This window comes from Streptomyces sp. DSM 106670 (assembly GCF_055792845.1).
The window spans coordinates 2,038,024-2,063,511 of the sequence record NZ_CM147704.1; the positions used below are offsets into that span (position 1 = coordinate 2,038,024).

The window sequence follows — 25,488 nt, forward strand, 5'->3', positions numbered from 1 at the left end:
GCAGGTCAGGCATGGGCCACCTCCGAGCGGCGGCCGTCCGGCGTCGCGATGCGCTGCTGGTGCAGCCAGAGCTCGGTGGCGACGAGGGCTTCGAGTGCGGCGAGCTTGCCGGGTACGCCGGCCGCCAGGCGATCGAGTTCGGTGAGGACCGCTGCGGTGTCGATCCATCCCTCGGCGGCGAGCTCGCTGCCGGTGAGCAGATCACGCAGTACGCCGACGTGGCGGCGTAGGCCGGTGTACGCGTTGCCGTCGTACGCGCCCTTGGTGCGGCGCGTGAGCAGCCAGTCGGGCACCAGTCCGTCGAGAGCTGCGCCGAGCAGCGGCTTCTGGGTGGTGGTTGAGGCGCGCGATACGACGGGGACGGCCATGGCCGCGCGTACGACGGCATTGTCAAGAAAGGGAGCGTGGTGGGTGAGACCCATGACGCGTGCCTGGTTGCGGAGTTCGGCCTCATAGGTACCGAACTCGTGCAGCTCCGCCCACGCCCGATGGCGGCTGGTGTCCTGGGGCGCGACGGTGCAGCACTCGGCCGCCTCGGCGGCGCGCAGGGCAAGGTGGCGTCGGGCGTCCGGGGTGAGCCAGGCGTGGACGCCCGAGGCGCGAACCCAGTGAAGGCGGGCGAGAGGCTCGGGGCGCGTCACGGCGGGGCTCGCCGCGATGTCGTGGGCAAGGTGCCGCAATGCCAGGGAATGGGTGGTCCGGGAGAGGCGGACGGCGCCGGCGACTACGGCGTACAGCGGCAGATGGCGCAGCCTGGCACGCGCCAGGCTGTGGCGGAGGAGGGCCGCGGTCTCTCGTTCGCGGGCGAGGTCGGCGAGGTAGTACGGGGATGCGGACAGCAGGGTGTCAGCGCCGGAACCGGTCAGGTGAAGGTCGCTTCCGATCTTCACGCAGGGCCGTTGATAACCGGCGCGCATGCGCCAGCGCGCGGCGTCGGGGAACGGTTGGTCGGTGGCGGAGGCGTCGAGGAGATCGGCGAAGAACAGGCCCTCGGTGTCGGTCACGAGTGTGTGGTGCAGGCCGGGCCGACCGGCGGCAGCGCGTTGAGCGTAGATGACGTCCTCATTGCGGCTGTTGGCGTCGGCGTGGGTGACGGCGAAGAGCTCAGCGCCGGGCGTAGCTGTGGCCAGAAGCGCGAGGGAGGTGGAGTCCAGGCCGCCGGAGAAGTCGGAGGTGGGTTTGTCGGCCGCCTGTACGCGGGCTCGTACGGCGGTGACCAGTGCTGTACGGAGGTCCTGTGCCGCTTGGTCGAACGGGAGCTGGCGGGGCTGTTCGTACGGGGTGACGGTGTGTGTGCCGTCTCCGTGGATGATGAGCGCCTGGCCGCCTGGGACTCGCCGTACGCCGGTGAACGCTGTTCCGTCCGCGGCGACCTCCGGGACCGTGGGGCAGAGGAGGCGTGCGGTCAGCGTCGCGTAGTCGTATCCGGAGCCGGTGCGTGCGGCGAGCACCCGAGCTGAGACCGACCAGCTGGTCGTGTCCTCGTCTGTCTCTGCCATGTACACGGGCCGTGTTCCCGCCACGTCGGTGATGACGGCGGTGGTCCGCCCGTGCTGAGCCACTGCCCAATAGCTGCCCGGCCACCTGGTCAGTGCTGCCCACCTCCCGGCGCGTACGTGCCGCAGCCCGTCCCTCAATTGTGTGGCGTCCGCGAAGCACGGGCCGACGACCGTGAGGCGTACGTCTCCCTCGCATACGACACGACGAGGCTCGTGGCCGTCGATCTCTGTGCGGAGGCTGCTCGGATGGAACATGCCTTCCCCTTCTGCTGGGAGTGAGGTCTGGGGCGGAACCGGATTGATGGCTCCGCCCCGGACCGCTCGTCGGACCTACTCGAAGTAGCGGCCCTGGTCGGCGCTGTCCTCGGCGTACTTGCCGAGCGTCACCTTCGACACCGCGTCGAGTTCGATGAGTTGCGGAGAGGCGTAGCTCGGGCGAGGCTCGGCGCTCTGCGCGACCTCGGTGTGGTCGTTCATCCGGGTTTCCCTTCGTTGCTGGATCGGGATGGGGCTGCCGCCTCGGTACCGGTCACGATGCGACGGCGGAGGCGGACGCACGGGATGTTCGGCGTGGACGCGGCCGAGCGTGATGGGCTCCGTCCCGCATGCGGCTCATGCGACCTGGTCCAAACGGTGGACCTCCACGGAACCGCTTCCTGCTATCCGGAACCAGAGCAGAATCGGCGCATGGATGAGGCATTCATGACGCATCGCCGGGCATGACCTGTGATGCTTCGCTTTCGGGTATCACGACGAACCGCGGGGAGAACCGGTCCATGGCCCTGAAACGGCACGGCCTGATGCGCCGCCGCCGGGCGGTGGGCCTCACACAGGAGCGCCTGGCGGAAGCTCTGCGCGTGGAACGCTCCACTGTCGCGCGCTGGGAGTCGGGGAAGACGTCACCCCAGCCATGGATCCGGCCGCGTCTGGGCGAGTTGCTGCAAGTGAGTGCTGAGGAACTGAGTGAACTCCTCGTGGTGTCGTCAGCTGACAAGCAGCACCTCACCGAACGGACGCAGTACGCCATGCGCTACCCCTCGCGCGTGGATCTCGCTGCGGTTGCCGAACTGCGGTATGGCATGCAGTCGTTGGGTGAGCGCTACGATCGGATGCCCTCCGCGGCACTGCTGGCCCACGCCGGCGAGCATGCCAGCCGCGTCGCGTTCCTTGCCGGTGAAGCACCGGCCGGCCGCGTACAGCGGGAAATGCGTGTCCTTCAGGCGGATGCCGCGACCTTCATGGGGCAGCTTGTCTGGGACGCCTCCCAGCGCCGCGACCACGCGACAGCCCGCTCGTACTACGCGCAGAGCGTCGAGGTCGCACGTCACCTGCGCGACCCGAACGCGGAGGGACACGCGCTCCTACGCACCAGCTACGTGGCCCTGTACGGAGCAGGCGACTACAGAGAAGGACTCGAACTCGCCCTACAAGCCGCCCGGACCGCCCGATACACGAGCCACGTCCTCACCGGGCTCGCCATGCTGCACGCCGCGGAGGCCCACGCCTATCTCGGCGAAGCCCGCGAGTGCGAGCGCGCCCTGGCAGGCGCAGAGAAGCACCTTGAACAGGCCCACGGCTCGGACCCAGCCCATGATCTGTTCTCACCCACCCACTTCGGCCGTCTGGCCGGCTCCTGCTACCTCTCCCTCACCGACTATCGCAAGGCCGAACTGCTACTGACTCAGACAGCGGCCGAGCTCCACGATCGACGTAAGTCCCGCGCGATCGTCCTCGGCAATCTCACGCTGGCCCGCATCCGGCATGGGGACCTGGACGCCGCGCTCACCTCGTTCAGCGACGCCGTGAACGAACTGCATGGCACGCGTGGAGGTGGTGGGATGAACATCGTCTTCCGAGCTGCCCGAGAACTCCGTCCCTGGCGGAACGAACCAGCGGTGCAAGAGGCGCAGGACCGGCTGATGGCGCTGATGGAAGCGACATGACCACGGTATGAAGGAGCTCGACGTGCGTACACATGTGGACGAGGACAAGCAGCGCGTGCGCGAGCGCGTCTGGAACCTCCTCGATGCGCGGAGCGCCGCCTTGGACGTCACGTCCCACGGCCGCATCCCGAACTTCAAGGGCTCCGAAACCGCCGCAGACCTGCTCGCCGGGCTCCCGGCCTGGCACGAGGCGCGCATCATCAAGGCCGTACCGGACAAGGCCCAACTACCGGTACGCGCCCTCGCCCTCGCCGAGGGGAAGACGGTGTTCATGGCGGTGCCGAAGCTCGCCGACCCGCGTCCCTTCTACCTGCTCGACCCCGCAGCACTTGACGTTCCACCAAGTGAGGCGGCTTCCAGCAAGGTCGCGGCAACGGTGGCCCCGCGGGTCCACGTCACCGATCTTCAGCCCGTCGACATGGTGGTCGTCGGCAGCGTCGCGGTGAACCGGGCCGGCGTGCGCATCGGCAAGGGTGCCGGATACTCGGACCTTGAGTTTGCCTTCCTGATGGAAGCCGGCTTGATCAGCGAGCGGACGGTGGTCGTGTCCACGGTCCATTCCCTCCAGGTACTCGACGAAGACCTCCCGGCGACCGGACACGACTTCGGCGTGGATCTGATCGTCACACCCGAGGAGGTCATTTCCTGCCCGGCACCACATCGGCCGACCGGATTGGTATGGGAGCACTTGGACGCCGAGAAGATCGCCGCCATTCCGGTACTCGCGGCTCGGGCTCCGGAGACTCTCCACGGGCCCTTCGGATCATGAAATACGGCGCCCCGCCCCTGTTCAGGGGCGGGGCCGAGAGACGAGCCGTGCTGTACGCCGGGTTCTGTCTCACGGTCGCCTCGCGGCGGCCGCGGAGACGGCCATCCATCTAGGACCGGCATTGCTGCCGGCCTCGTGCGGTCTACCCGTGAACTCGGGCGAGCAGCCCTCGGACGTTCACGCAGGGCCGTCCCGTTTCCGGCACGGCCCCTCTTGACCTTGCTCCGGGTGGGGTTTACCTAGCCGCCTGAGTCACCTCAGGCGCTGGTGGTCTCTTACACCACCGTTTCACCCTTACCCGCGACCGAAGTCCCGGGCGGTCTGTTTTCTGTGGCACTGTCCCGCGGGTCACCCCGGGTGGCCGTTAGCCACCACCCTGCCCTGTGGAGCCCGGACGTTCCTCGGGAGGATCCGGGGATCCTCACGCGGCCGTCCGCACGACTCGTCTGCCGTGATCGCCATCCTACCGGGCCGTCCGGGCGGCCCCGCAGGCGTCCTCAGCCGAAGTCCCCGGTCTCCAGGTCGAAGGCGAAGGGCTCGGGAAGCGGGAGCGGCTTGCCGTACGGGATCGTGAGGAGCTGGCGGTAGTCGTCGTTCACCGGATCGCTGAACAGCGTCACGGAGCTCTCGTCGCGGTCGATGAGCAGGTAGAGCGGGATGCCGCCGCGGGCGTAGCAGCGGCGCTTGGCCTCACGGTCGGCCTGCGGCTTGGTGGAGGTCACCTCCACCACCAGGGCGACGCCCTCGCAGGGCATCCATGGGTCGGCGCCGCGGAAGAGGCGAAGTCCCGCGGGAGCGAACGTGCCATCGGGGACGGCGTGGTTCCTGGGGCGGCCTTCGCTCGTCGGGAGCTCCAGTCCTTTGTTCCCGGAGAAGTCCATGTCGGTGCGGGACTTCCTCAGCACCTGTTTCAGGACCACGTTGACGCAGTCCTCGTGGTCCCCGTCCGGCAGCGGCCTCACCACGATCTCCCCCTCGATCAGTTCCGCCCGGAAGCCTTCCGGCATCCCCAGGGACAGGAAACCCTCCAGCAGGATCCCTGCCTGCTTGGCCTGGTCGTATGTCCCGGCAGGCATGCCACCCCCCTTCCTCGGTCGCCCACCAGCATGTGACAGAGGAGGGGCGGTGGTCCGCGAGATCAGGTCTTCTTCGCCCGATCGTGGCAGGGCCCACTGTGGGCAGGGCCGGTGCTTGACCTTGTCGCAGCGTCAACGTTTCTACTGGCCCCATGCGTATCGGAGAGATCGCCGCGCTCGTGGGAGTCACCTCCCGGGCCGTCCGGCACTACCACCACATCGGCCTCCTGCCCGAGCCCGCCCGGCAGGCCAACGGCTATCGGGCGTACACCGTCCGCGACGCCGTTCTGCTGGCCCGGATCCGGCGGCTGACGGAGATCGGGCTCTCCCTCGACGAGGTGCGGGACGTGCTCGCCGACGACGCGGGGCGGGAGCTGGCCGAGGTGCTCGGGGAGCTGGATGCCGATCTGGCGCGGCAGGAGCGGGAGATCCATGAGCGGCGGCAGGTCCTGGCCGTGCTCCTGGAGGCGCCGCTCGCCCCGGACGGGCCGCTCTCCCCCGCCCTCGCCGCGCTCCTGGAGAAGGCGCCCGCCACCGGCTCCCCGGCCGCCGCGAAGGACCGCGAGCATCTGGCACTGCTGGACGCGGCGGGCGGTGGGGCCGGGGCCGAGGTGTTCGCGGCGCTGCGGCCGCTGGCCGAGGACCCGGGTGTCCTCGCGCTGTACGAGCGGCTGGACGAGCTGGCCGGGGCCGGGGTGGACGATCCGCGTATCGCGCCCCTGGCGGCCGAGCTGGTCGCGGCCGTGCCGGACGAGGTGCTGGCGGTGATCCCGGACGGGGAGCCCTCGCCGAGCGGGTTCGGGCGGGTGTTGCTCGACGACTACCCGCCCGCGCAGCGCGAGGTGGTGGGCCGGGTGATGGTGGCCCTGGCCGAGCGGGTCCGGACGCGCGTTCACCGGAGAACGCCGTGATGGTGGTGGGGCTGCGGGCGGCCCGGGTCGTCGCGTGGTCGGTGCTGCCCGCCGAGCTGGTCCTGGTCGTCTGTCTGGTGGCCGGGGTACGGATACCCGCCCCGGTCCTGCTGGGCGCCGAGGCCCTGGTGGTGGCCGTGCTCGTCCTGGACGCCTCGGTGCTGTGGCGGCTGTACGCGGCGGCCCGGCGGCGGGACGGGGCCGGGCGGCGGGAGGCCCTGCGGTCGGCGGTGGGCACGCTGGTGCCGGTGGCGTTGCGGCGGCTCGTGGTGCACGAGTTCCGGGCCCTGCACAGCCTCGGACTGTGGGTCGTACGTCGGCGGCACCGGATCCCGGAGGGGGCGCTGCCCGTCCCGTACACCGAGCCGCAGACCGGGGTGATGTACGCCTTCGCGTTCGTCTCCGTCCTGGAGACGGTGGTGCTGGCGCTGGTGATCCCCTGGCCGATGGTCCACGCGATCCTGCTCGTCGTGGACGTGTACGGCGTCGTCGTGGTCCTCGCGATCCACGCGGCGTGCGTGACCCGGCCGCACGTGGTGGAGGCGGACGGTTCGCTGCGGCTGCGCTACGGCGCCCTGTTCGACCTCCGGGTGCCCGCCGCCGCCATCGCCGCCGCCCGGGTGGACCGGCGCTTCCCGGGCGGCGGGCCGGTCCGGGTCGACGAGGACGGGACGCTCGATCTGGCGGTGGGGAGCCAGACGACGGTGACCGTGGAGCTGACGGAGCCGGTGGAGTTCGTGCGGCCGCTCGGCCGGCGCGGCAGCGCCCGTACGCTCCGGTTCAACGCGGACGATCCCCGGGCCGCCGTCGCGGCTCTCGTGAAGCCCGCGCCCGCACCCCAGGCCACGGCCCAGCCCGCGCCCCGGCCCGCGCCCACGCCCCAGGCCCCGCCCCCGCCCGCGCTCGCTCCCCCGCTCACGCCGGGGCGAACAGCACCGTCCTCGACGCCGGACCTGCCTGGGTGAGCCGGACCCGCAGCCGCTCCCCCAGCGGCAGCGGGGCCGTGCCTCCCTCGATCCGGCCGACGACCGCCGGGTCCCGGAGGTGGACCGTGCCGGTGGTGGGGTTCCGCTCCTGCACGTCCACGACGTACGCGTCGAAGAGCTGCCCCACCTGCCCCTCCAGCAGCGCCGCCTCGATCAGGTCCACGCAGGACCGCTCCACGGTGTTGGCCCGGCGCGTCCCCTCCGCCATCTCCTTCGGCAGGGCGGGCAGGGCCTCCCGTACCCACTCGGGAGGTTCCTCGCCCGCCGTCGCGGCGAGGCAGAGTTCGGACGCGTACCGGTCGACCAGGCGGCGCAGCGGTGCGGTGCAGTGCGTGTAGAGGTCGGCGACCGCCGCGTGCACGGCGGGGTCGGGGAGTTCGCCGTGGTCGAAGGCGGTGTAGCCCGCGCCGCGCAGGAGGGTCGTGCACTCCTGGAGGAACGCCGCGTGGTTGCCCTTCCTCGGGTCGAGGGAGCGGACGACCTCCGCGTACGGGACGTGGTGCGGCCAGTCGATGCGCAGGGCGCGGGCGGAGCGCCGCAGCCGGGCCACGGCTCCGTCCGGGGCGACCGGGAGGGTGCGCAGGATGCCGGTGCCCGTGTCGGCCATGAGGCGGGCGGCGGCCATACCGGTGAGCAGGGAGATCTGCGCGTTCCAGGCCTCGGCGGGGAGCGGGGCGCGGTAGGCGAGGCCGTAGGAGCCGTCGTGCTCGATGATCTCCTGCTCGGGGACGTTCAGTGAGATGCCGCCGCGGGCCAGCTCCTGTTCCTCGCGCAGCCGTCCGATGTCCCGGAGCAGGGCGAGGGGTTCCTCGGCGGTGCCCGCGTCGATCTGCCGCTGGACGCCCGCGTAGTCGAGCTTCGCCCGGCTGCGGACCAGGGCCCGGCGTACGTCGGTGGCGACGGCCTGCCCGTCGCCGTCCAGGTCGATCCGCCACAGTGCGGCCGGGCGGGTCTCGCCGGGGAGGAGGCTGGCGGCGCCCTCGGAGAGGACGGTGGGGTGGAGGGGGATCCGGTCGTCGGGGAAGTAGAGGGTGGTGACCCGGCGGTGGGCCTCGGCGTCGAGCGCGCCGCCCGGCCGGAGGAACGCGGCGACGTCCGCGATGGCGTAGTGCACCCGGTAGCCGGACCCGCCCCGGCGGCGTTCCAGATACATCGCCTGGTCGAGGTCGGTGGAGGTGGCCGGGTCGATGGTGAGGAACGGCAGGTCCGTGGCGTCCTCGTGGGCCGCCAGGTCCGGGTTCCGCGCCGCTTCCGCCGCCTCCGCGAGCGCCTCGGGCGGGAAGGCGCCGGGCAGGTCGAGTTCGGTGCGCAGCGCCCGCAGGGCGGCCCCGAGCGAGCAGTCGGCTGCACCGGTCATACGGAGGTGGCGGCGGGGCATGGACCGAGCGTAGGCCGGGCGGGGGCGGGCGGCATCCGGGCCGTCGGCGGCCGGTGCTTCCCGCTCGCCGGTCGTCGGCACGTGCGTGCGCGCCTGCCGCCGTACGGGAGGCGCCGGCCCGTCCCCGTACCCTTGCCGAGGACCCGGTGAGCCCGCACGCCGCCCGGGTCCGCGCTTGCGCCGTACGTACGAAGGAGAACCGCCGTGCTCGTGCTGTTGCCGCCCTCCGAAGGAAAGGCCGCCTCGGGGCGCGGGGCTTCCCTGAAGCCGGAGTCGCTGTCGCTGCCGGGGCTCGCCCCGGCCCGTGCGGCGGTGCTGGACGAGCTGGTCGAGCTCTGCCAGGCGGACGAGGAGAAGGCCCGTGAGGTGCTCGGCCTGAGCGTGGGGCTGCGCGGCGAGGTCGGCAAGAACGCCGAGCTGCGGACCGCCGGGACCCGTCCGGCCGGGGAGCTGTACACCGGTGTGCTGTACGACGCTCTCGACCTGGCCTCGCTGGAGACGGCCGCGCGGCGGCGGGCGGCCTCGTCGCTGCTGGTCTTCTCGGGGCTGTGGGGCGCGGTCCGGATCGGCGACCGGATTCCGCCGTACCGCTGCTCGATGGGCGTGAAGCTGCCCGGCCTCGGCGCGCTCGGCGCGTACTGGCGTGCCCCGATGGAGACCGTGCTGCCCGAGGCCGCCGGGGACGGGCTCGTCCTGGACCTGCGGTCCTCCGCGTACGCGTCGGCCTGGAAGCCGAAGGGCGAGGTGGCGTCGCGCACGGCGAGCGTGCGGGTGCTGCACTCCCAGCTGGTGGACGGGGTGGAGAAGCGGTCCGTGGTGAGCCACTTCAACAAGGCGACCAAGGGCCGGCTGGTGCGGGATCTGCTGATCGCCGGTGCGCGGCCCCAGGGTCCGGCGGAGCTGGTGGAGGTGTTGCGGGATCTCGGGTACGCGGTGGAGGCCGAGGCCCCCGCGCGGGCCGGGCGGCCGTGGTCGCTGGACGTGGTGGTGACGGAGATCCACTGACCGTCCCGGAACGGCGGCGGCTGACGTCCCCGGAACGGAAGCCGTCGACCGCCTGAGGACGGAGCGTTGATCACCCCGGAGCGGTGGCGTTGCATGCTGCGCAACGGGCGTTGCAGGTACTGCCTTGCTCGCGGCAGGATGACCCCATGACCTCCTCCGTGCCGTCCGCCACGCCCTCCCCCACAGCGCTCACCACCGCCCCCGACGCCTCCGTGCTGGATCTCGCGCCCGTCGTCCCCGTCGTCGTCCTGCACGACGTGGCCGACGCGGTGCCGCTGGCGCGGGCCCTGGTGGCGGGCGGGCTGCCCGCGATCGAGGTGACGCTGCGGACGCCCGCCGCGCTGGAGTCGATCCGGGCCATGGCCGCCGAGGTCCCGGGCGCGGTGGTCGGCGCGGGCACGGTGATCTCGCCGGAGCACGTACGGGACACGGTCGACGCCGGGGCGCGGTTCCTGGTCAGCCCGGGGTGGACGGACGCGCTGCTGGAGGCGATGAAGACGTCCGGGCTGCCGTTCCTGCCCGGTGTCTCGACCACCTCCGAGGTGGTGGCCCTGCTGGAGCGCGGGGTGCGGGAGATGAAGTTCTTCCCGGCCGAGGCGGCGGGCGGCACGGCCTATCTGAAGGCCCTGTCCGCGCCGCTCCCCCAGGCCCGGTTCTGCCCGACCGGCGGCATCTCGCTCGCCTCCGCCCCGTCGTACCTCGCGCTGCCCAACGTCGGCTGTGTGGGCGGCAGCTGGATGGTCCCGGCCGACGCGGTGGCGGCGAAGGACTGGGACCGGGTGGCCCGTCTCGCGGCCGAGGCGGCGGCGCTCGCCCCGTGAATCAGCGAGGGTCCGCTCAGCGCAGGAGCTGTACGGCGTAGAGACCGCCGACGCCCAGCGCCAGCACTCCCAGCAGCAGCCGCAGCGCCGTCTCCGGCAGGCGGGGCTGGAGGCGGGCGCCGAGGTAGCCCCCGCACAGTCCGCCGAGCCCGCAGGCCAGGCCGAGGGACCAGTAGGGCGCGATGTCGCCGGTGACGGACAGGGACAGCAGCGCGTACGTGCCCGCGCCCACGACCGAGGTCACGAACGTGGCGGCCAGCGCGGCCGGGGCGACCTTCGCCACCGGCATGCCGCGCCCGACCAGGAGCGGGCCGAGGAGTGAGCCGCCGCCGATCCCGTAGATCCCTCCGGCGACGCCGACCGCCATGGCCAGCCGGGTGACGGCGCGGGACGAGGGCTCGCGTGCGGGCGCCGTACGCGATGCGCGGCGCAGCGTGCGCAGACAGAGCCAGCCGCCCAGCGGCAGCAGCAGCACGGCGATGAGCAGCCGGAACACCGACGGGCCCGGCACCGCGAACACCCGGATCACCGCGCCGACGACGACCCCGGGCACCGTACCCAGCACGAGCAGCCGGGTCAGCGGCCCCCGCAGGGTGCCGGCCCTGTGGTGCCGCAGCAGGGCGCCGGGGCCCGCCACCACGTTGTAGAGCAGGTTGGTCGGGGTGACCGCCGGGCTGGGCACCCCGAGCACGCTGACCTGGACCGGCAGCAGGAACACCGCGCCGGACACCCCGACCGGGGCGGTCGCCACCGAGATCAGCAGTCCGGCGGCGAACCCGAGCAGCCCCGTGGACCAGCTCACGCGCGCCCGCCGCTAGCGCAGGTGCGAGGTGTCGTTGAGCAGGCGTACGGAGGCGTTGCCGTCGCCGTAGTGGGCGACCGTGGAGATCGAGGCCGCCGACAGCTCCATCCTGAACAGCGACTCCGGTGGGGCTCCCAGGGCGAGCCGGACGAGGGTCTTGATCGGGGTCACATGGGTGACGAGCAGGACCGTGCGGCCCGCGTACCGGGCGACGATCCGGTCCCGGGCGGCCGCGACCCGCTCGGTGACCTCCGCGAAGCTCTCGCCGCCGCCGGTCGGGGCGGTGTCCGGGGAGGCGAGCCAGGCGGTGAGGTCGTCGCCGTACCGCTCCCGTACCTCTGCGAAGGTCAGCCCCTCCCACGCGCCGAAGTCCGTCTCGCGCAGGCCCTCGTCGATCCGGACGTCGAGGCCGAGCCGGGCGGCGACGGCCGCGGCGGTCTCGCGGCAGCGGCGCAGCGGGGAGCTGACGATGTCCTGGACGACGCCCAGGGCGGCGAAGTGCTCGGCGGCCCGTTCGGCCTGGCCGCGGCCGGTGGCGGAGAGCTCGGGGTCGGTGCCGCCGCTGCCGGAGAACCGCTTCTCGGGCGTGAGGGCGGTCTCGCCGTGCCGGAGCAGGACGAGCGTGGCGGGGGCGCCCAGGTCGGGGGCCGAACCCCAGCCGGTCTGCGGGGCTCCGGCGGCCTCGGCACTGCTTCCGGCCGTCTCCGGCATCGGGAAAAGCCCCTCCGGGGCGGTCGCGCCGCGTGCCGCCGCCAGCGCCGCGCGGGCCTTGGCCGCGCCCGCGGCCTGGTCGCCGGGCGGGCCAGTCGTGGGCGCGGGCGGCGGGGTGTTCACGGTGCCGCGGGCCGGGGCGTCCAGGGCGGCCGTGGAGGCGGACGCCTCCCACTGCCTGCCGTCGCGGCCCGCGTCCATCGCCTCGTTGGCGAGCCGGTCCGCGTGCTTGTTCTGCGCGCGCGGGATCCACTCGTACGTCACGGAGGACGGCGGCAGGATCGCGGCGGCGCGGGCGGCCAGCGGCTTCATGTCGGGGTGCTTGATCTTCCAGCGCCCCGACATCTGCTCGACGACCAGCTTGGAGTCCATCCGGACGTGGACCCGCAGCGCGTCACCCGCGTCCGGGAACAGCGCCTTCGCGGCCTCCAGACCGGCGATCAGGCCCCGGTACTCGGCGACGTTGTTCGTCGCGACGCCGATGTACTCGGCGGCCTCGGCGAGCGGCTCACCGGTGGCCGGGTCGATGACGACCGCGCCGTAACCGGCGGGCCCCGGATTGCCCCGGGAGCCGCCGTCGGCCTCGACCACCACCTGGCGGGCGACGCTCATTACAGGCCCGACTCCGAGGTACGGACCAGGATCCGGTGGCAGTTCTCGCAGCGCAGGACCGTCTCGGGGGACGCGGCCTTCACATCGTTGACCTCGGCCATGTTCAGTTCGAGCCGGCAGCCCTCGCAGCGGCGCTGGTAGAGCCGGGCCGCGCCGACGCCGCCCTGCTGGGCGCGGAGCTTGTCGTACAGCTTCAGCAGGTCGGCGGGGATGACCTCGGCGACGACCTGGCGGTCCTTGGTCACCGTGGCGGCCTCGGCGTCCAGCTCGGCGGTGGCGGCGTCCCGGCGGGCGGTGGCGTCGTCGACCTTGGCCTGGACGGCGGCGACCCGCCCGGTCAGCTCGGTGACCCGCTCCTGGGCGGCCTCGCGGCGCTCCATGATCTCCAGGACGACGTCCTCCAGGTCGCCCTGGCGCTTGGCGAGCGAGGTGATCTCGCGCTGGAGGCTCTCCAGGTCCTTGGGCGAGGAGACCGCGCCGGAGTCCAGGCGCTGCTGGTCGCGGACGGCACGCTGGCGCACCTGGTCGACGTCCTGCTCGGCCTTGGTCTGCTCGCGGGTGGTGTCGCTCTCCTCGGTGGTGGAGGCGACCAGCAGGTCACGCAGCTGGGCGAGGTCGCTGCTGAGCTGCTCGATCTCGGCGTGCTCCGGCAGCGAGGTGCGCTTGTGCGAGAGCTGGGCGAGACGGAGGTCGAGGGCCTGGACGTCGAGAAGTCGGATCTGGTCGGCGGGCGCGGCGTTCAGTTGGGGGCTCCAGAGGAATGGTGGGTGGTCCAGGGGTCGGTGACCTGCTTCGAGACATGGACCCGCAGGTCCCATCCGTGGCGGTCGGAAAGCGCGTCGAGCTGGGCGGCGGCCTGCTCGCACCAGGGCCATTCGGTGGCCCAGTGCGCGGCGTCGACGAGGCCGAGCGGCGAGTGCTGCACGGCTTCGGACGCCGGGTGGTGGCGCAGATCGGCGGTGAGGAAGGCGTCGACACCGGCGGCGCGCACGGCGTCGAAGAGGCTGTCGCCGGAGCCGCCGCTGACGGCGACGGTACGCACGAGCGCCTCCGGGTCGCCGGCCAGCCGGATGCCCTGCGCGGTGGCGGGGAGCCGGGCGGCGGCGCGGGCGGCGAAGTCGGCGAGGGTCTCGGGGTGGTCCAGCTCGCAGATCCGGCCGAGTCCGCGCCGCCCGGCCGGGTCGGTGGGGTCGGGGACGAGCGGTCCCGTGACGCGCAGGTCGAGGGCGCCGGCCAGGGCGTCGGAGACACCGGGGTCGGCGGTGTCGGCGTTGGTGTGCGCGACGTGGAGTGCGATGTCCTGCTTGATGAGGGTGTGGACGACCCGGCCCTTGAAGGTGTCGGCGGCCACCGTCGTCGTCCCGCGCAGATAGAGCGGGTGGTGGGTGACGATCAGCTGGGCGCCGAGCTCCAGGGCCTCGTCGGCGATCTCGCGGACCGGGTCGACGGCGAACAGCACCCGGTCGATCCGCGCGTCCGGATCGCCGCAGACCGTCCCGACCGCGTCCCATCCCTCGGCCCGCTCGGGGGGCCAGAGGGCGTCGAGGGCGGCGATGACTTCAGACAGACGGGGCACGGGGGAAAGGCTACCTGTCCGGGCAGGCCCGCCGCCCCTGGCCGCCGGACCTGTACGCCAGGACCGGCGGCCGGACACGAATCGTTACTTCACCGGCCGGCCGCCGCGCCGGACCGAGCGGTCACTTCACCAGGTCCGCGCGGAGGTCGTCGAGGACCAGGTCGGCCGAGGTGACGCCGAGGCCCAGGTACCAGGTCTCGTCGGAGACGTCCTTGGCCCGGCCCTCCTTGACGGCCTTCAGGTTCTTCCACAGCGGGTTGGACCGGGCGGTGTCGCGCTGGGTGGCCTTCGGGTCGCCGTAGACGCCGGTGAAGATCCAGTCGGCGTCCGCCTCGTCGATCTTCTCCGGGCTGATCTCGGCGGCGAGGTCGTCGATCTGCTGGTTCTTCGGACGCGGCAGGCCGACGTCCTGAAGGATCGTGCCGATGAACGAGGCCTTGGCGTAGAGCCGGAGGCGGTCGGGCATGTAGCGGACCATCGAGACGGTCGGCTTGTCGGGGCCGATGTCCTCGCCGAGCTTGACGGCCTTCGCCTCGTACGCGTCGAGATTCGCCTCGGCCTGCTTCGTGCGGTCCAGCGCCTGGGCGTTGAGGAGGTAGTTCTCCTTCCAGGTGAAGCCGGGGCGGATGGAGAACACGGTGGGCGCGATCTTGGACAGCTCGTCGTACTTGTCCGCGGCACGCAGCTGGCTGCCGAGGATCAGGTCCGGCTGGAGGCCCGCGATGGCTTCGAGGTTGAGGCTGTTGATCGTGCCGACGCTCTTCGGCTCGCCCGCGTCCTTCTTCAGGTACGAGGGGATGGCCGCGTCGCCCTCGCTGGGGGCGTAGCCGACCGGCTTCAGGCCCAGCGACACCACGTTGTCGAACTCGCCGACGTCCAGCACGACCACGCGCTTCGGGGCCGCCTTGATCTCGGTCCTGCCCATGGCGTGGGTGACCGTACGCGGGAACTCGCCGGCCGTGGCGTCGGTGCCGTACGCCGCCGTCTTCTTCGCCGCGTCCGCGAAGTCCTTGCCGCCCGTGGCGACGGCGGCCTTCTTGCCGCCGCCCGCGTCGGACTTCGCCGCGTCCGCGTCGTCGCCCCCGCAGGCCGACAGGGAGAGAGCGGCCGCCACGGCCAGGGCAACTGCGGCGGTACCGCGGGGTCGAGGGGACATCACTTACTCCAGTTGTCCGCGTACGTGCGTGGGGGGGCACGGGTGTTTGGTTAGGGCTGCCTAACCATAGACACGGCCGCCTCCGACAGCACACTCACCCCTGCCGCCTCAGGAGAATCCGGGCATCGCCACCCTTATGTGTGAAGTGCGGTGGCTCGTGTTGTTCGGCTGGAAGTGCGAAAACTAGCTTTCGTAGCCGGAGGTGACGAGTCCATGACTGCCTGTGCCATCGAGGGTGGATCCGCCGGGGCCGCCGCGACGGCGGACCCGGAAGCGGAACCCGAACCGGAAGAGCCCGGAAGGCCCGCCGGGGAGGACGGGAAAGCCGAGGAAGACAGCGAAACCGGGCAAGCCCGGGAAGCCCGGGGCGGCGAAGAAGCGGAAGCGTCGTCCACGGGGGTCGGCCCGCGGTCGCCCGCCGACGGCGCACCCCTTCCGGGCGGCTTCACGCTCACCGCGGACGGGGCCTACGCCGCCCGGCTGACCGCGGCCCCCGGCCCGCCGGGCGAGCGCGCCTGGTATCCGGAGCGCTGGACGCTGGACGGGCCCGAGCCGTATGCCGTGCCTCTCCCCCTGGACCAGCCCGAGGAGCCGGACGCCCAGGTGGCGCCGCTCGCCGACGGACGGGTGCTGATCCAGCGGCAGGTGGCGGACCGGCAGATGTTCTCGCTGCTCTACCCGACCGGGCCGGGGACCGGCGAACTCCTGCTGGGCGCGGTCGCGTGCGCGCGGATGACCCTGCTCCCGCCGTCGCCGGACGGCCGGTGCGTGTACGCCCTGTCGGCCGGCGAGGACGAGTCGTCGCTCTGGCTGGTGGCGGGCGGGGCGTTCGGGCCCGAGGAGGTAGCGCGGATTCCCGGGCACTGCTCGGGCGGGGTGTGGCTGGACCGGGCGGGCCGGATGCTGGCGCTGGACCGGCGGGCCCCGGGCGGCGGACCGGTGAAGGCGGTCGCCGTCGATCTGGGCAGGCAGGGCGAGGTGACGCCGCTGCTCCAGATCGCGCCGGAGAGCGATGACCGGCTGCTGCTCGCGGACGCCGACAGCGGGCTGCTGCTGCTCCGCTCCGACGCGCCGGGCCACGACCGGCTCGGCTGGGGGGTGCTGGGGAGCTGTCTGCCGGTCAGGTTCCCGGAGTGCCTGCGCCTCGCGGACGCGGCGGTGACCCCGTTCGCGGTGCAGCCGGGCCAGATGCTGATGCCGGAGAGCTGTGCGGTGGCGCTGCGGATCGACGGGGCGGCGGGCAGCTGGGTGGGCGTCTGGCGTCCGGCGGGCCGCCGGCTGCACCAGTTCGCGGCCCCGCTGGGCTGGGCGCCGGGGGCCGGATACTGGAGCCGGGACGGGGTGTTGCACCTCCCGTACGCGAACGCGGCGACGCCCTGCGGCGTGGCGCTGCTGGCGGCCCCGGAGGACGTGGAACCCTCCTCCGTGACCGGCTGTCCGAGTGACGGTGCGGGCGGAACGGAACCATCCGCCGCTGTCGCCGCTCCTGCTGTGTGCAAGCCGGTTCCGTTGGGGCAGGCGCCTCTGCACCGAGCGGCTCGATCTGACTAGACTCGTGGGCCCACGCTACGCGGCCATATCGGGCGGGTACCGACGGTGACCGCTTCGGACGGCGGTGGCGGGGCTTGCGACACACGTAGGTGCGACAGAAGTAAGCGATCACAACGGGGTGACTTCCCACATGTCCGAAGCACGGACCGACACCACCCAGCAGCGCCCGACGGGGGCGGACGAGGGGTCCGGAACCGGTGGTTCCGGAAAGCACCGAGGGGGTGCGTCGGCGGAGAACACGTCGGTGCAGCCGCACGGCCGCCACCGCCGGCCCGCCGAAGAGGAGTCCAGGGCGGCCTGAGCCGCCGAGCAGTCCAGCGCGAAAGGGCCCGGACCGGCGGGAGGACCGCCGGTCCGGGCCCTTTCGCGCGTCGGGGCGGGCGTACGGGCGTACGGCTACCGCCGCTTCAGTCCCAGCACTTCGGCGGCGGCGAAGGTCTCGTTCGGGGGCCGGTCCGCGTAGTACGGGGTGAGCAGCTCGTCCAGCTCCGCGAAGGTGAAGGTCTCCTTCGTCGCGTCGAACTGCGCGGCCACCCGGGGCCGTTCGACGACGGCGACCATGCCTCCGTGGACGACGAGCAGCTGCCCGTTGACCCCGGCCGCCGCCGGTGAGGCGAGATAGCCGACGAGCGGGGAGACATGCTCGGGCGCCAGCGGGTCGAGGGTGCCGTCGGCCGGTTCCTGGAAGCCCGCGAACACGTCCTCGGTCATCCGGGTCCGGGCGCGCGGGCAGATGGCGTTGGCGGTGACGCCGTACTTGGCGAGGGCCAGGGCGGTGGAGGTGGTGAGACCGACGATGCCGCCTTTGGCCGCCGCGTAGTTGGGCTGCCCGGCCGAGCCCGCGAGGAAGGCCTCCGATGAGGTGTTGACGATCCGGCCGTAGACCGGTCCGCCGGTCTCCTTGGAGCGGGTCCGCCAGTGGGCGGCGGCGAAGTGCGTGGTGTTGAAGTGGCCCTTGAGATGGACGCGGACGACCGAGTCCCATTCCTCCTCGGTCATCGAGAAGACCATCCGGTCGCGCAGGATGCCCGCGTTGTTGACCAGGATGTCGAGCCGGCCATGGGCCGAGATCGCCAACTCGACGAGTGCACGCGCCTGTTCGTGGTCGGAGACATCGCCGAGGTGGGCGACGGCCCGGCCGCCCGCCGCGCGGATCTCGGCGGCGACCTCCTCGGCGGGGGCGGCGGACGCCTCGCCGGAGCCGTCGCGGCCGGGCTGCCCGTAGTCGTTGACGACGACGGCCGCGCCGAGGCGGGCCAGTTCGAGCGCTTCGGCCCGGCCGAGGCCGCGGCCCGCGCCGGTGACGATCGCGGACAGTCCGTCCAGCGGAAGGGGAAGTGACATCACGGTCCTCGGATTTCCTTGGCTGCGGGCGGGGTTCAGAGCTCGATGCAGGTACGCAGCGACTCGCCCGTACGCATCTGGTCCAGGGCGTCGTTGACCCCGTCCAGCCGGACCCGGTGGGTGATCATCGACTCCAGGTCGATGCGGCCCGCCCGCCAGAGCGCGATGGCCCGCTCGTAGGAGCGCAGGACGTCCCCGCCGCCGTACATCGAGGGCAGGATGCGCTTCTCGTCGAAGAACAGCTCGAACATGTTGACCTGGAAGATGTCGTCCATGGCCCCGGCCCCGACGACGCACAGGGTGCCGCCGCGGCGGGTGTGTTCGTAGGCGGTGCGGGCGGTGGCGGACTTGCCGACGACCTCGAAGACGTAGTCGAAGCCCTCGCCGCCGGTGATCCGCTGCTTGGCGTCGGCCAGTTCGCCGGGGGCGACGGCCTCGGTGGCGCCGAAGCGGAGGGCTGCCTCGCGGCGGGAGGCGACCGGGTCGACGGCGATGATCTGGGCCGCGCCCTGGACCCGGGCGCCCTGGATCGTGGAGATGCCGACGCCGCCGCAGCCGATCACGGCGACCGACGAACCGGCTTCCACCTTCGCCGTGTTGATGGCCGAGCCGAGGCCGGTGGTGACCCCGCAGCCGATCAGGGCGGCGATCTCGAACGGGACGTCGTCGGGAATCGGCACCGCGCAGCCCGCGCCGACGACGACCTCCTCGGTGAAGGTGCCCGTGCCCGCGAAGCCGAAGACGTCGCCGCCGGGGCGCTTGAAGTTCGGGGTGCCCGCGTTCATGAAGCCGGCCAGGCACAGCTGGGTCTGGCCGCGTTTGCAGGACGGACAGGCGCCGCAGGCGGGCAGCCAGCAGACCAGGACCCGGTCGCCGGCGTTGAGCCCGGTCACCCCGTCGCCGATGTCGACGACCTCGCCCGCGCCCTCGTGGCCGGGGATGAAAGGGGCGGGCTGCGGGAGGACGCCGCTCATCGCGGAGACGTCGGAGTGGCACAGGCCGGTGGCCCGGATGCGGAGCTTGACCTTTCCGGGGCCGAAGCCCACCGCCTCGACGTCGTCGAGGACTTCGAGCTTCTCCTGGCCTATCTCGTGGAGTACGGCTGCGCGCATGGGTGGGGCTCCCCTCACATCGTCATCTACAGCAGGGTTCTGGAGTGCTCAGGAGTGTTCGACGAGCGTGTCGGCGAGGACCGGAGCGTCGTCCCGGTCGGCGGCGGTGACCGTCACCCGGACACGGCCGTCCTCGGTCCACATCCGGATACGGAGCGTCTCGCCGGGGAAGACCACCCCGGCGAAACGGGTGCGGTAGGCGGCGATACGGGAGACGTCGCCGTCCAGCAGGGTGTCGGCGACGGCCTTCAGGGTCATGCCGTAGGTGCACAGCCCGTGCAGGATCGGCCGGTCGAACCCCGCGAGCTCGGCGAACGCGGGGTCGGCGTGGAGCGGGTTCCAGTCGCCGGAGAGCCGGTACAGCAGCGCCTGGTCCTCGCGAACGGTCCGCTCGACCGTGCGGTCGGGGTCGCGGTCCGGCGGGGCGAGCCGGTCGGACGGCCCGCGGTCACCGCCGAAGCCGCCCTCGCCGCGTACGAAGATCTGGGCGTCGTTGGTCCACAGCGGCCCGTCGTCGTCGCCCGCCTCGGTACGCAGCACGATGACGGCGGCCTTGCCCTTGTCGTACACCGCCGCGACCTTCGAGGTCTGCACGGCGCGGCCGGTCACCGGGATCGGACGGTGGACGCGTACGGACTGCCCGCCGTGCAGGACGGCGGCGAGGTCCACGTCGATGCCCTGCGCCCCCATTCCGCCGAAGGCGGCCGTGCCCGCGCCCGCGACGGTGGCGAAGCTCGGCAGCACCTGGAGCCGGGACTCCAGGGTGTAGCGCAGTTCGTCGGGGTCGGTGGCGGGGACGCCCGCGCCGAGGCCCAGGTGGTAGAGCTGGACGTCCTTGTGGTTCCAGTCGATCTCGGCCCGGCGGGGTTCGGCGGCGAGGGCCGCTGAGACATCAATGGGCATGACGGAGCAGCTCCCTGAGGTCCTGGGTGGTCCGTGGCGGTGGGAAGACCTCGGCACGGCCGTCCGCACCGTCGGCCGCACCGAGGTCGTGCGGTGACCGGCAGGACACGCCCCTTCCGGAACGGACGCACGCCTTCTAGAACGCGTTCTAGCCGATGGCCCATGTATAACGCAGGCCCCGGAAGTTGGGAAGACTGCTGACGTCGCGTCAGATCGCGGTTTCCGGGTGACGCCCGGGGCGGGGCGTGCGGTGGTTCGGCAGCCAGATCAGCATCACGATCACCCCGGCCAGCAGCACCCCGCTCGCCGTACGGAAGGCGAGCGCGTATCCGGCCGTGACCTCGGCAGCGTCGCCGGAGCCCGCGGTGCGCGCGGCGGCGACCGTGGAGAGCACCGCGAGGCCCAGCGCACCGCCCATGGTGCGGGAGGTGTTGACCAGGCCCGAGACGAGTCCGGCGTCGCCCGGCTCCGCGCCGGAGGTGGCGAGGGTGGCGAGCGGGGTGGAGGCGAGACCGGCCCCGGCCATCATCAGCACGCCGGGCAGGCAGATCGCGGTGAGGTAGGAGCCCTCCACGCCCATCGTGGACTGCCAGCCGAAGCCCGCGGCGGTGATCAGGACCCCGGCGACGGCGAGGCTCTTGGCCCCGGTGCGCACCATGAGGCGGGGGGCCAGCTTGGAGCCGATGATGACGGCGGCCGAGGTCGGTATCAGCGCGAGTCCGGCCTCCAACGGCGTGTAGCCCAGCACGTTCTGGGCGTACACGGTCATGAAGTACCACATGGAGAAGGTCGCCGACCCCATGAGCAGCATCGACACATTGGCCGAGGACACGGCCCGTACGGAGAACACGCGCAGCGGGATCAGCGGAACGGCGGTCCGCGCCTCCACCAGCACGAAGGCGGCGAGCAGCGCGACTCCGGAGAGCAGCGGTACGAGCGTGGCGGCGGCCGTCCAGCCCTCGGCCTCGGTCTGGACGATGCCGTACGCGACGGCGGCCAGGCCCGCGGTGACGAGGACCGCGCCCAGCAGGTCGATGCGGCGGCGGTCGCCCGCGCGGCCCTCGGTGATCCGCAGGGCGGCGGCGATCAGGACGAGCGCCCCGACGGGCACGTTGATCAGGAGGACCCAGCGCCAGGAGAGGGCGTCGGTCAGGACCCCGCCGATGAGCCCGCCGGCCGCGCCGCCGCCCGCCCCGACCGCCATCCAGGTGCCGATCGCCCTGGTCCTGGCCGGGCCCTCGGGCACGGCCGCGGTGAGGATGGTGAGGGTGGCCGGGGCGAGGACGGCGGCCCCGAGGCCCTGTGCGGCGCGGGCGGCGAGGAGCTGCCAGCCCTCCTGGGCGAGGCCGCCCGCGAGGGAGGCGGCGGTGAAGACGCCGAGCCCGACGAGGAACATCAGCTTGCGCCCGTAGATGTCGGCGGCCCGCCCGCCCAGGAGCATGAACCCGGCGAACGCGATCGAGTAGGCGTTGACGACCCACTGGAGACCTGCCGCGCTCAGCCCCAGGTCGGCCCGCATGGAGGGCAGCGCCACATTGACGACGGAGACGTCGAGGACGACGAGGAACTGGCCGGTGCAGGCGGCGAGCACGACGGCCCAGGTGCTGGGCCGTATTCGGGCGGGGGCGGGCGGGGCGGAGATGGGCGCGGAGACGTCGGGCATGACGGCCATGGTCCCAGGCGGCGAACGGCCCGTACATCGGGTATCGGATCCAGGTCCGGCGCCGGAGCCACCGGTCGCAGGACCTAGGCCCCGCGCCCCGGGAGCCCCGGCCACAGGTCGTGCACCCCGGCCCGCGCCCCGGCCACACGCCGTGCACCCCTGCCCGCGCCGAGAACCCGCCGCCGGGCCCGTCCGGCTCAGCCGCGCCGCAGCAGCGTGACCACCGCCGCTCCGCCGAGGCCGATGTTGTGGGCGAGGGCGGTCCGGGCGCCGGGCACCTGGCGGGGACCGGCCTCGCCGCGCAGCTGCCAGGTCAGCTCGGCGGCCTGGGCGATACCGGTGGCGCCCAGCGGATGGCCCTTGGAGATCAGCCCGCCGGACGGGTTCACCACCCACCGCCCGCCGTAGGTGGTCGCGCCGGACTCGACGAGCTTGCCGGACTCCCCCTCGCCGCACAGGCCCAGCGCCTCGTAGGTGAGGAGTTCGTTGATGGAGAAGCAGTCGTGCAGCTCGATGACGTCGAGGTCGTCCGGGCCGAGGCCACAGGCCGCGAAGACCTGTTGGGCGGCGGCCTTCGACATCGGGGCGCCGACCGCGTCGATGCAGCTGCCGGAGGCGAAGGAGGCCTCGGTGTCGGTGGTCATGGCCTGGGCGGCGATCTCCACGGCCCGCTCCCCCAGACCGTGTCGCTCGACGAACCGCTCGGATACGACCACGGCCGCCGCCGCCCCGTCGGAGGTGGGCGAGCACTGGAGCTTGGTGAGGGGGTCGTGGACGGTGCGGGCGGCGAGGATCTCCTCGACCGTGTACGGGTCCTGGAACTGGGCGTACGGGTTGTTCACCGAGTGCCGGTGGTTCTTCGCGCCGACCGCCGCGAGCTGCGCGGGCGTCGTCCCGTACCGCTCCATGTGCTCGCGGGCCGCGTTGCCGAAGATCTGGGCGGTGGGCGGGGCGTTCACGAAGCCGTGGCCGGCCGCCATGATCCCGTAGTGCCGGGCGACGGGCGAGGTCGCGAAGTCGCCGCCGTCGGAGCCGCCGCCCAGCGCGCCCCGGGCCATCTTCTCGAAGCCGACGGCCAGGACGCAGTCGCTGCCGCCGCCCTCGACGAACTGCCGGGCCAGCATCAGGGCGGTGGAGCCGGTGGCGCAGTTGTTGTTGACGTTGTAGACGGGGACGCCGGTCAGTCCCAGTTCGTAGACGGCCCGCTGCCCGGCGGTGGAGGGCTGGAAGCAGTAGCCGACGGGGACCTGTTCGACCTGGTCGTAGCGGACCCCGGCGTCGGCCAGGGCGGCGCTGCCCGCCTCGCGGACCATGTCCCCGTAACTCCAGTCGCGGGTCTCGGGCTTCTCGAACCTCGTCATGCCGACGCCGACGATGTAGGCCTTCATCTTCCGACTCCATCCTTCTCCGTGCGTGTGGTCAGTCCCGGGGCAGGCCGAGGATCCGCTCGGCGACGACGTTGAGCTGGATCTGGGTGGTGCCGCCCGCGATGGTCAGGCAGCGGGACATCAGGAAGCCGTGGAGGGCCCGTCCGCCCGCCGCCGGTTCGTCCACCGCGCCGTCCGGGCCGAGGAGTTCGAGGGTGAGCTCGGCGGCCTTCTGCTGGTGGAGGGTCTGGACGAGCTTGCGGACCGAGGCCCCGGCGCCCGGTTCGCGGCCGGAGACCTGCTGGAGCGTGGTGCGCAGTCCGATGCAGGCGAGCGCGTGGGCCTCGGCGGCGAGCGCGCCGATCCGGGCCCCGGTCACCTCGTCGAGCCCGGCCGAGCGGGCGATGAGCGTTTCGAGCCCGCTGTCGAAGGTCATCTGGTCGGCCATGTGGACGCGTTCGTTGCCGAGGGTGTTGCGGGCGACCCGCCAGCCGCCGCCGACCTCGCCGACGACGGCGTCGGCGGGCAGCAGGACGTCGTCGAAGTAGACCTCGTTGAAGAGTGCCTCGCCGGTGATCTCCTTCAGCGGCCGGATGTCGATGCCCCGGGCCTTCTTCATGTCGACCAGGAAGTAGGTGAGTCCGCGGTGCTTGGGGGCGTCCGGGTCGGTACGGGCCAGCAGGATGCCGTGGTCGGCGGTGCGGGCGGCGCTCGTCCAGACCTTCTGCCCGGTGATCCGCCACCCCTCGTCGGTCCGTACGGCGCGGGTGCGGAGCGCGGCGAGGTCGGAGCCGGCCTCGGGTTCGGAGAAGAGCTGGCACCACTGGAGGTCGCCGCGCAGGGTGGCGGGCAGATAGCGCTCGCGCTGCTCATCGGTGCCGTACGCGATGAGCGACGGCACCACCCAGGTGGCGACGGAGAGGTCGCTGAGCCGGATGCCCTGTTCGCGTGACTCCTGCTGGATCGCGAGCTGTTGCACGGGGCCGGCGCCCAGCCCGTACGGGGCGGGGAGGTGCGGGGCGGCGTAGCCGGTGGCGGCGAGGGCGCGGCGGGCCTCGCGGGGCGCCAGGCCCCGGGCGGCGGCGAGGTGGGGGCGGGCCTCGGCGCGGTGGCGGGCGGCCTCGGGCGGGAGTTCCAGGGTGAGTTCGCGGCGGGCTCCGACCTCGGCGAGGCGGACGGCGCGCAGCCGGTGGGCGTCGGCGGCGCCGAGGAGCTGGCGGGCGAGGACGGCCCGGCGCAGCTGGAGGTGGGCGTCGTGCTCCCAGGTGAAGCCGATGCCGCCGAGGATCTGGATGGCGTCCTTGGCGCAGGTGTACGCGGCCTCCGGCGCGGTGGCGGCGGCGAGGGCGGCGGTGAGCCCGCGCACCTCGGGCTCCTCGTCGGCGGCGCGGGCCGCGTCCCAGGTGAGGGCGCGGGCCTGTTCGAGGCGGACGAGCAGGTCGGCGCAGAGGTGCTTGACCGCCTGGAACGCCCCGACGGGCCGCCCGAACTGTTCCCGTACGGCGGCGTGCGCGACGGCGGTGTCCAGGCTCCGGGCGGCGGTCCCGCAGGCGTCGGCGGCGAGGAGGACGGCGGCCAGGTCGCGGACGAGGGCGGCGTCGAGCGGCAGGTTCCGGTGGGCCGGTACGTGGACGGCGTCGGCCCGCACCCCGGCCGTGGGCCGGGTCGGGTCGACGCTGCGGTGCGGGCGCACGGTGAGCCCGTCGGCCCCGGCGTCCACGAGGAACCAGAGCACACCGCCCGACGCGTCGGCGGCGGGCAGGAGCAGGAGGTCGGCCGCCTCGCCGGTCAGGACGGGCGGGGCGGTCCCGTCGAGCCGGTGGCCGCCCGGGGCCGGGGTGGCGGTGAGGGTGCCGGGAGTGAGGGCGAAGGCGGCGGTACGGTCCCCGGCGGCCAGCGCCCGGAGCAGGTCACCGGTCCCGGGGCGCACCACCCGCCGCAGCACCGCGCCCACCAGCGCGGTCGCGAGGTACGGCCCCGGCAGCGATCCGTACGCGGCCTCCTCCAGGACCACGGCGAGGTCGAGGAGGTCCCCGCCGCCACCGCCGTACGCCTCGGGCAGATGGATGCCGGTCAGCCCCTGCCCGGCGAGCGCCTCCCAGTGGGCGGGGCGCACGCCGGAGGTCGCCGGGCCTTCCGCGTCGAGGAGCTTGCGCACCTCGCCGGGTGGTGCGGCCCGCGCCAGCCACCCCCGTACGGAGTGCGCCAGCGCGCGGTGCTCCTCGGTGATGCCGATGCCGGTACCGATCGCCGTACCCCTGTCCATGCGCGTCTCCGCCGGTCGCAGCCACTGGAACGGCGCA

At 73.0% G+C, this 25,488-nt stretch carries 22 protein-coding genes and 1 other RNA gene; 7 read left to right on the plus strand and 16 right to left on the minus strand.

From position 1 onward, the window contains the following. Positions 1–5: 5 nt before the first annotated feature. Together ACSMXR_RS08955 and ACSMXR_RS08960 are read right to left on the minus strand one after the other, a co-directional pair. Positions 6–1,754 (minus strand): albusnodin/ikarugamycin family macrolactam cyclase, encoded by a 1,749-nt coding sequence (locus ACSMXR_RS08955; protein WP_473171584.1) that lies wholly within the window; start codon positions 1,752–1,754, stop codon positions 6–8. Between the two features lie 75 nt (positions 1,755–1,829). Then, on the minus strand, positions 1,830–1,976 hold the full coding sequence (locus ACSMXR_RS08960) for a hypothetical protein (RefSeq protein WP_473171585.1): 147 nt from the start codon (positions 1,974–1,976) through the stop codon (positions 1,830–1,832). A gap of 299 nt (positions 1,977–2,275) precedes the next feature. Here ACSMXR_RS08960 and ACSMXR_RS08965 point away from each other — a divergent pair, with 299 nt between their 5' ends. Continuing rightward, on the plus strand, positions 2,276–3,442 hold the full coding sequence (locus tag ACSMXR_RS08965; RefSeq protein ID WP_473171586.1) for a helix-turn-helix transcriptional regulator: 1,167 nt from the start codon (positions 2,276–2,278) through the stop codon (positions 3,440–3,442). Positions 3,443–3,449: 7 nt separating this feature from the next. Beyond that, positions 3,450–4,211, plus strand: a complete 762-nt coding sequence (locus ACSMXR_RS08970; protein ID WP_193462231.1) for a 5-formyltetrahydrofolate cyclo-ligase — start codon at positions 3,450–3,452, stop codon at positions 4,209–4,211. Between the two features lie 37 nt (positions 4,212–4,248). Here the strand turns inward: ACSMXR_RS08970 and rnpB are convergent. Continuing rightward, an RNA gene (gene rnpB / locus ACSMXR_RS08975) (RNase P RNA component class A) lies at positions 4,249–4,656 on the minus strand. 52 nt (positions 4,657–4,708) lie between these two features. Next, positions 4,709–5,287, minus strand: coding sequence for a Uma2 family endonuclease (locus tag ACSMXR_RS08980; protein ID WP_473171587.1), 579 nt, complete (start codon positions 5,285–5,287; stop codon positions 4,709–4,711). A 152-nt stretch (positions 5,288–5,439) separates the two neighbouring features. Here ACSMXR_RS08980 and ACSMXR_RS08985 point away from each other — a divergent pair, with 152 nt between their 5' ends. Both ACSMXR_RS08985 and ACSMXR_RS08990 read left to right on the plus strand, forming a co-directional pair. Further along, positions 5,440–6,198 carry a MerR family transcriptional regulator gene (locus ACSMXR_RS08985; RefSeq protein WP_473171588.1) on the plus strand — a complete coding sequence of 253 codons (759 nt, stop codon included), beginning with the start codon at positions 5,440–5,442 and terminating at the stop codon, positions 6,196–6,198. Continuing rightward, positions 6,198–7,163, plus strand: a complete 966-nt coding sequence (locus ACSMXR_RS08990) for a hypothetical protein (protein ID WP_473172360.1) — start codon at positions 6,198–6,200, stop codon at positions 7,161–7,163. The genes ACSMXR_RS08985 and ACSMXR_RS08990 overlap by 1 nt, the downstream gene beginning before the upstream one ends. On the opposite strand, the gene ACSMXR_RS08995 is transcribed toward ACSMXR_RS08990, so the two are convergent. Next, positions 7,114–8,562 carry an RNB domain-containing ribonuclease gene (locus ACSMXR_RS08995; RefSeq protein ID WP_473171589.1) on the minus strand — a complete coding sequence of 483 codons (1,449 nt, stop codon included), beginning with the start codon at positions 8,560–8,562 and terminating at the stop codon, positions 7,114–7,116. The genes ACSMXR_RS08990 and ACSMXR_RS08995 overlap by 50 nt on opposite strands. Positions 8,563–8,766: 204 nt before the next feature. Here ACSMXR_RS08995 and yaaA point away from each other — a divergent pair, with 204 nt between their 5' ends. Beyond that, a complete protein-coding gene (yaaA, locus tag ACSMXR_RS09000) occupies positions 8,767–9,567 on the plus strand; it encodes a peroxide stress protein YaaA (RefSeq protein WP_137235210.1) in 801 nt (266 codons plus the stop codon). Positions 9,568–9,713: 146 nt separating this feature from the next. Further along, on the plus strand, positions 9,714–10,388 hold the full coding sequence (eda, locus tag ACSMXR_RS09005) for a bifunctional 4-hydroxy-2-oxoglutarate aldolase/2-dehydro-3-deoxy-phosphogluconate aldolase (protein WP_473171590.1): 675 nt from the start codon (positions 9,714–9,716) through the stop codon (positions 10,386–10,388). Positions 10,389–10,404: 16 nt separating this feature from the next. Here the strand turns inward: eda and ACSMXR_RS09010 are convergent, their stop codons facing one another. The 5 genes from ACSMXR_RS09010 to ACSMXR_RS09030 all read right to left on the minus strand — a co-directional run bounded on the left by ACSMXR_RS09010 (position 10,405) and on the right by ACSMXR_RS09030 (position 15,245). Continuing rightward, the gene (locus tag ACSMXR_RS09010) at positions 10,405–11,190 is read right to left on the minus strand and encodes a sulfite exporter TauE/SafE family protein (protein WP_473171591.1); all 786 of its coding nucleotides are present in this window, start codon (positions 11,188–11,190) and stop codon (positions 10,405–10,407) included. A gap of 12 nt (positions 11,191–11,202) precedes the next feature. Further along, positions 11,203–12,513 carry a bifunctional RNase H/acid phosphatase gene (locus ACSMXR_RS09015; RefSeq protein WP_473171592.1) on the minus strand — a complete coding sequence of 437 codons (1,311 nt, stop codon included), beginning with the start codon at positions 12,511–12,513 and terminating at the stop codon, positions 11,203–11,205. After that, on the minus strand, positions 12,513–13,256 hold the full coding sequence (locus tag ACSMXR_RS09020; protein WP_179889503.1) for a zinc ribbon domain-containing protein: 744 nt from the start codon (positions 13,254–13,256) through the stop codon (positions 12,513–12,515). Before ACSMXR_RS09020 ends, ACSMXR_RS09015 begins: the two co-directional genes overlap by 1 nt. Then, positions 13,253–14,089 carry a Nif3-like dinuclear metal center hexameric protein gene (locus ACSMXR_RS09025; RefSeq protein WP_473171593.1) on the minus strand — a complete coding sequence of 279 codons (837 nt, stop codon included), beginning with the start codon at positions 14,087–14,089 and terminating at the stop codon, positions 13,253–13,255. The genes ACSMXR_RS09020 and ACSMXR_RS09025 overlap by 4 nt, the downstream gene beginning before the upstream one ends. 121 nt (positions 14,090–14,210) lie before the next feature. Then, entirely contained in the window at positions 14,211–15,245 is a 1,035-nt protein-coding gene (locus ACSMXR_RS09030) for an ABC transporter substrate-binding protein (protein ID WP_473171594.1), read from the minus strand. Positions 15,246–15,458: 213 nt separating this feature from the next. Between ACSMXR_RS09030 and ACSMXR_RS09035 the strand changes: the two genes are divergently transcribed. Then, positions 15,459–16,796, plus strand: a complete 1,338-nt coding sequence (locus ACSMXR_RS09035; RefSeq protein ID WP_473171595.1) for a hypothetical protein — start codon at positions 15,459–15,461, stop codon at positions 16,794–16,796. A 396-nt stretch (positions 16,797–17,192) separates the two neighbouring features. On the opposite strand, the gene ACSMXR_RS09040 is transcribed toward ACSMXR_RS09035, so the two are convergent. From ACSMXR_RS09040 to ACSMXR_RS09065, 6 genes are all read right to left on the minus strand, one after another. Continuing rightward, positions 17,193–18,140, minus strand: a complete 948-nt coding sequence (locus ACSMXR_RS09040) for a 3-oxoacyl-ACP reductase (protein ID WP_137235217.1) — start codon at positions 18,138–18,140, stop codon at positions 17,193–17,195. A gap of 35 nt (positions 18,141–18,175) precedes the next feature. After that, positions 18,176–19,252, minus strand: a complete 1,077-nt coding sequence (locus tag ACSMXR_RS09045; RefSeq protein WP_473171596.1) for a Zn-dependent alcohol dehydrogenase — start codon at positions 19,250–19,252, stop codon at positions 18,176–18,178. Between the two features lie 48 nt (positions 19,253–19,300). Continuing rightward, positions 19,301–20,155 carry a MaoC/PaaZ C-terminal domain-containing protein gene (locus ACSMXR_RS09050; RefSeq protein WP_381908140.1) on the minus strand — a complete coding sequence of 285 codons (855 nt, stop codon included), beginning with the start codon at positions 20,153–20,155 and terminating at the stop codon, positions 19,301–19,303. A 208-nt stretch (positions 20,156–20,363) separates the two neighbouring features. Next, positions 20,364–21,827 (minus strand): MFS transporter, encoded by a 1,464-nt coding sequence (locus tag ACSMXR_RS09055; protein WP_473171597.1) that lies wholly within the window; start codon positions 21,825–21,827, stop codon positions 20,364–20,366. Positions 21,828–22,015: 188 nt separating this feature from the next. Next, complete coding sequence (locus ACSMXR_RS09060; protein WP_137235221.1) at positions 22,016–23,206, minus strand: lipid-transfer protein; 1,191 nt, start codon at positions 23,204–23,206, stop codon at positions 22,016–22,018. Between the two features lie 31 nt (positions 23,207–23,237). Further along, the gene (locus tag ACSMXR_RS09065) at positions 23,238–25,451 is read right to left on the minus strand and encodes an acyl-CoA dehydrogenase (protein ID WP_473171598.1); all 2,214 of its coding nucleotides are present in this window, start codon (positions 25,449–25,451) and stop codon (positions 23,238–23,240) included. Positions 25,452–25,488 lie beyond the last annotated feature (37 nt).

Excerpts from the sequence above, each read along its gene's own strand:
- ACSMXR_RS08955 (WP_473171584.1), bottom strand. The coding sequence starts at position 1,754 with ATGTTCCATCCGAGCAGCCTCCGCACAGAGATCGACGGCCACGAGCCT.
- ACSMXR_RS08960 (WP_473171585.1), bottom strand. The coding sequence starts at position 1,976 with ATGAACGACCACACCGAGGTCGCGCAGAGCGCCGAGCCTCGCCCGAGC.
- ACSMXR_RS08965 (WP_473171586.1), top strand. The coding sequence starts at position 2,276 with ATGGCCCTGAAACGGCACGGCCTGATGCGCCGCCGCCGGGCGGTGGGC.
- ACSMXR_RS08970 (WP_193462231.1), top strand. The coding sequence starts at position 3,450 with ATGAAGGAGCTCGACGTGCGTACACATGTGGACGAGGACAAGCAGCGC.
- ACSMXR_RS08980 (WP_473171587.1), bottom strand. The coding sequence starts at position 5,287 with ATGCCTGCCGGGACATACGACCAGGCCAAGCAGGCAGGGATCCTGCTG.
- ACSMXR_RS08985 (WP_473171588.1), top strand. The coding sequence starts at position 5,440 with ATGCGTATCGGAGAGATCGCCGCGCTCGTGGGAGTCACCTCCCGGGCC.
- ACSMXR_RS08990 (WP_473172360.1), top strand. The coding sequence starts at position 6,198 with ATGGTGGTGGGGCTGCGGGCGGCCCGGGTCGTCGCGTGGTCGGTGCTG.
- ACSMXR_RS08995 (WP_473171589.1), bottom strand. The coding sequence starts at position 8,562 with ATGCCCCGCCGCCACCTCCGTATGACCGGTGCAGCCGACTGCTCGCTC.
- eda (WP_473171590.1), top strand. The coding sequence starts at position 9,714 with ATGACCTCCTCCGTGCCGTCCGCCACGCCCTCCCCCACAGCGCTCACC.
- ACSMXR_RS09015 (WP_473171592.1), bottom strand. The coding sequence starts at position 12,513 with ATGAGCGTCGCCCGCCAGGTGGTGGTCGAGGCCGACGGCGGCTCCCGG.
- ACSMXR_RS09030 (WP_473171594.1), bottom strand. The coding sequence starts at position 15,245 with ATGTCCCCTCGACCCCGCGGTACCGCCGCAGTTGCCCTGGCCGTGGCG.
- ACSMXR_RS09035 (WP_473171595.1), top strand. The coding sequence starts at position 15,459 with ATGACTGCCTGTGCCATCGAGGGTGGATCCGCCGGGGCCGCCGCGACG.
- ACSMXR_RS09040 (WP_137235217.1), bottom strand. The coding sequence starts at position 18,140 with ATGTCACTTCCCCTTCCGCTGGACGGACTGTCCGCGATCGTCACCGGC.
- ACSMXR_RS09045 (WP_473171596.1), bottom strand. The coding sequence starts at position 19,252 with ATGCGCGCAGCCGTACTCCACGAGATAGGCCAGGAGAAGCTCGAAGTC.
- ACSMXR_RS09050 (WP_381908140.1), bottom strand. The coding sequence starts at position 20,155 with ATGCCCATTGATGTCTCAGCGGCCCTCGCCGCCGAACCCCGCCGGGCC.
- ACSMXR_RS09055 (WP_473171597.1), bottom strand. The coding sequence starts at position 21,827 with ATGGCCGTCATGCCCGACGTCTCCGCGCCCATCTCCGCCCCGCCCGCC.
- ACSMXR_RS09060 (WP_137235221.1), bottom strand. The coding sequence starts at position 23,206 with ATGAAGGCCTACATCGTCGGCGTCGGCATGACGAGGTTCGAGAAGCCC.
- ACSMXR_RS09065 (WP_473171598.1), bottom strand. The coding sequence starts at position 25,451 with ATGGACAGGGGTACGGCGATCGGTACCGGCATCGGCATCACCGAGGAG.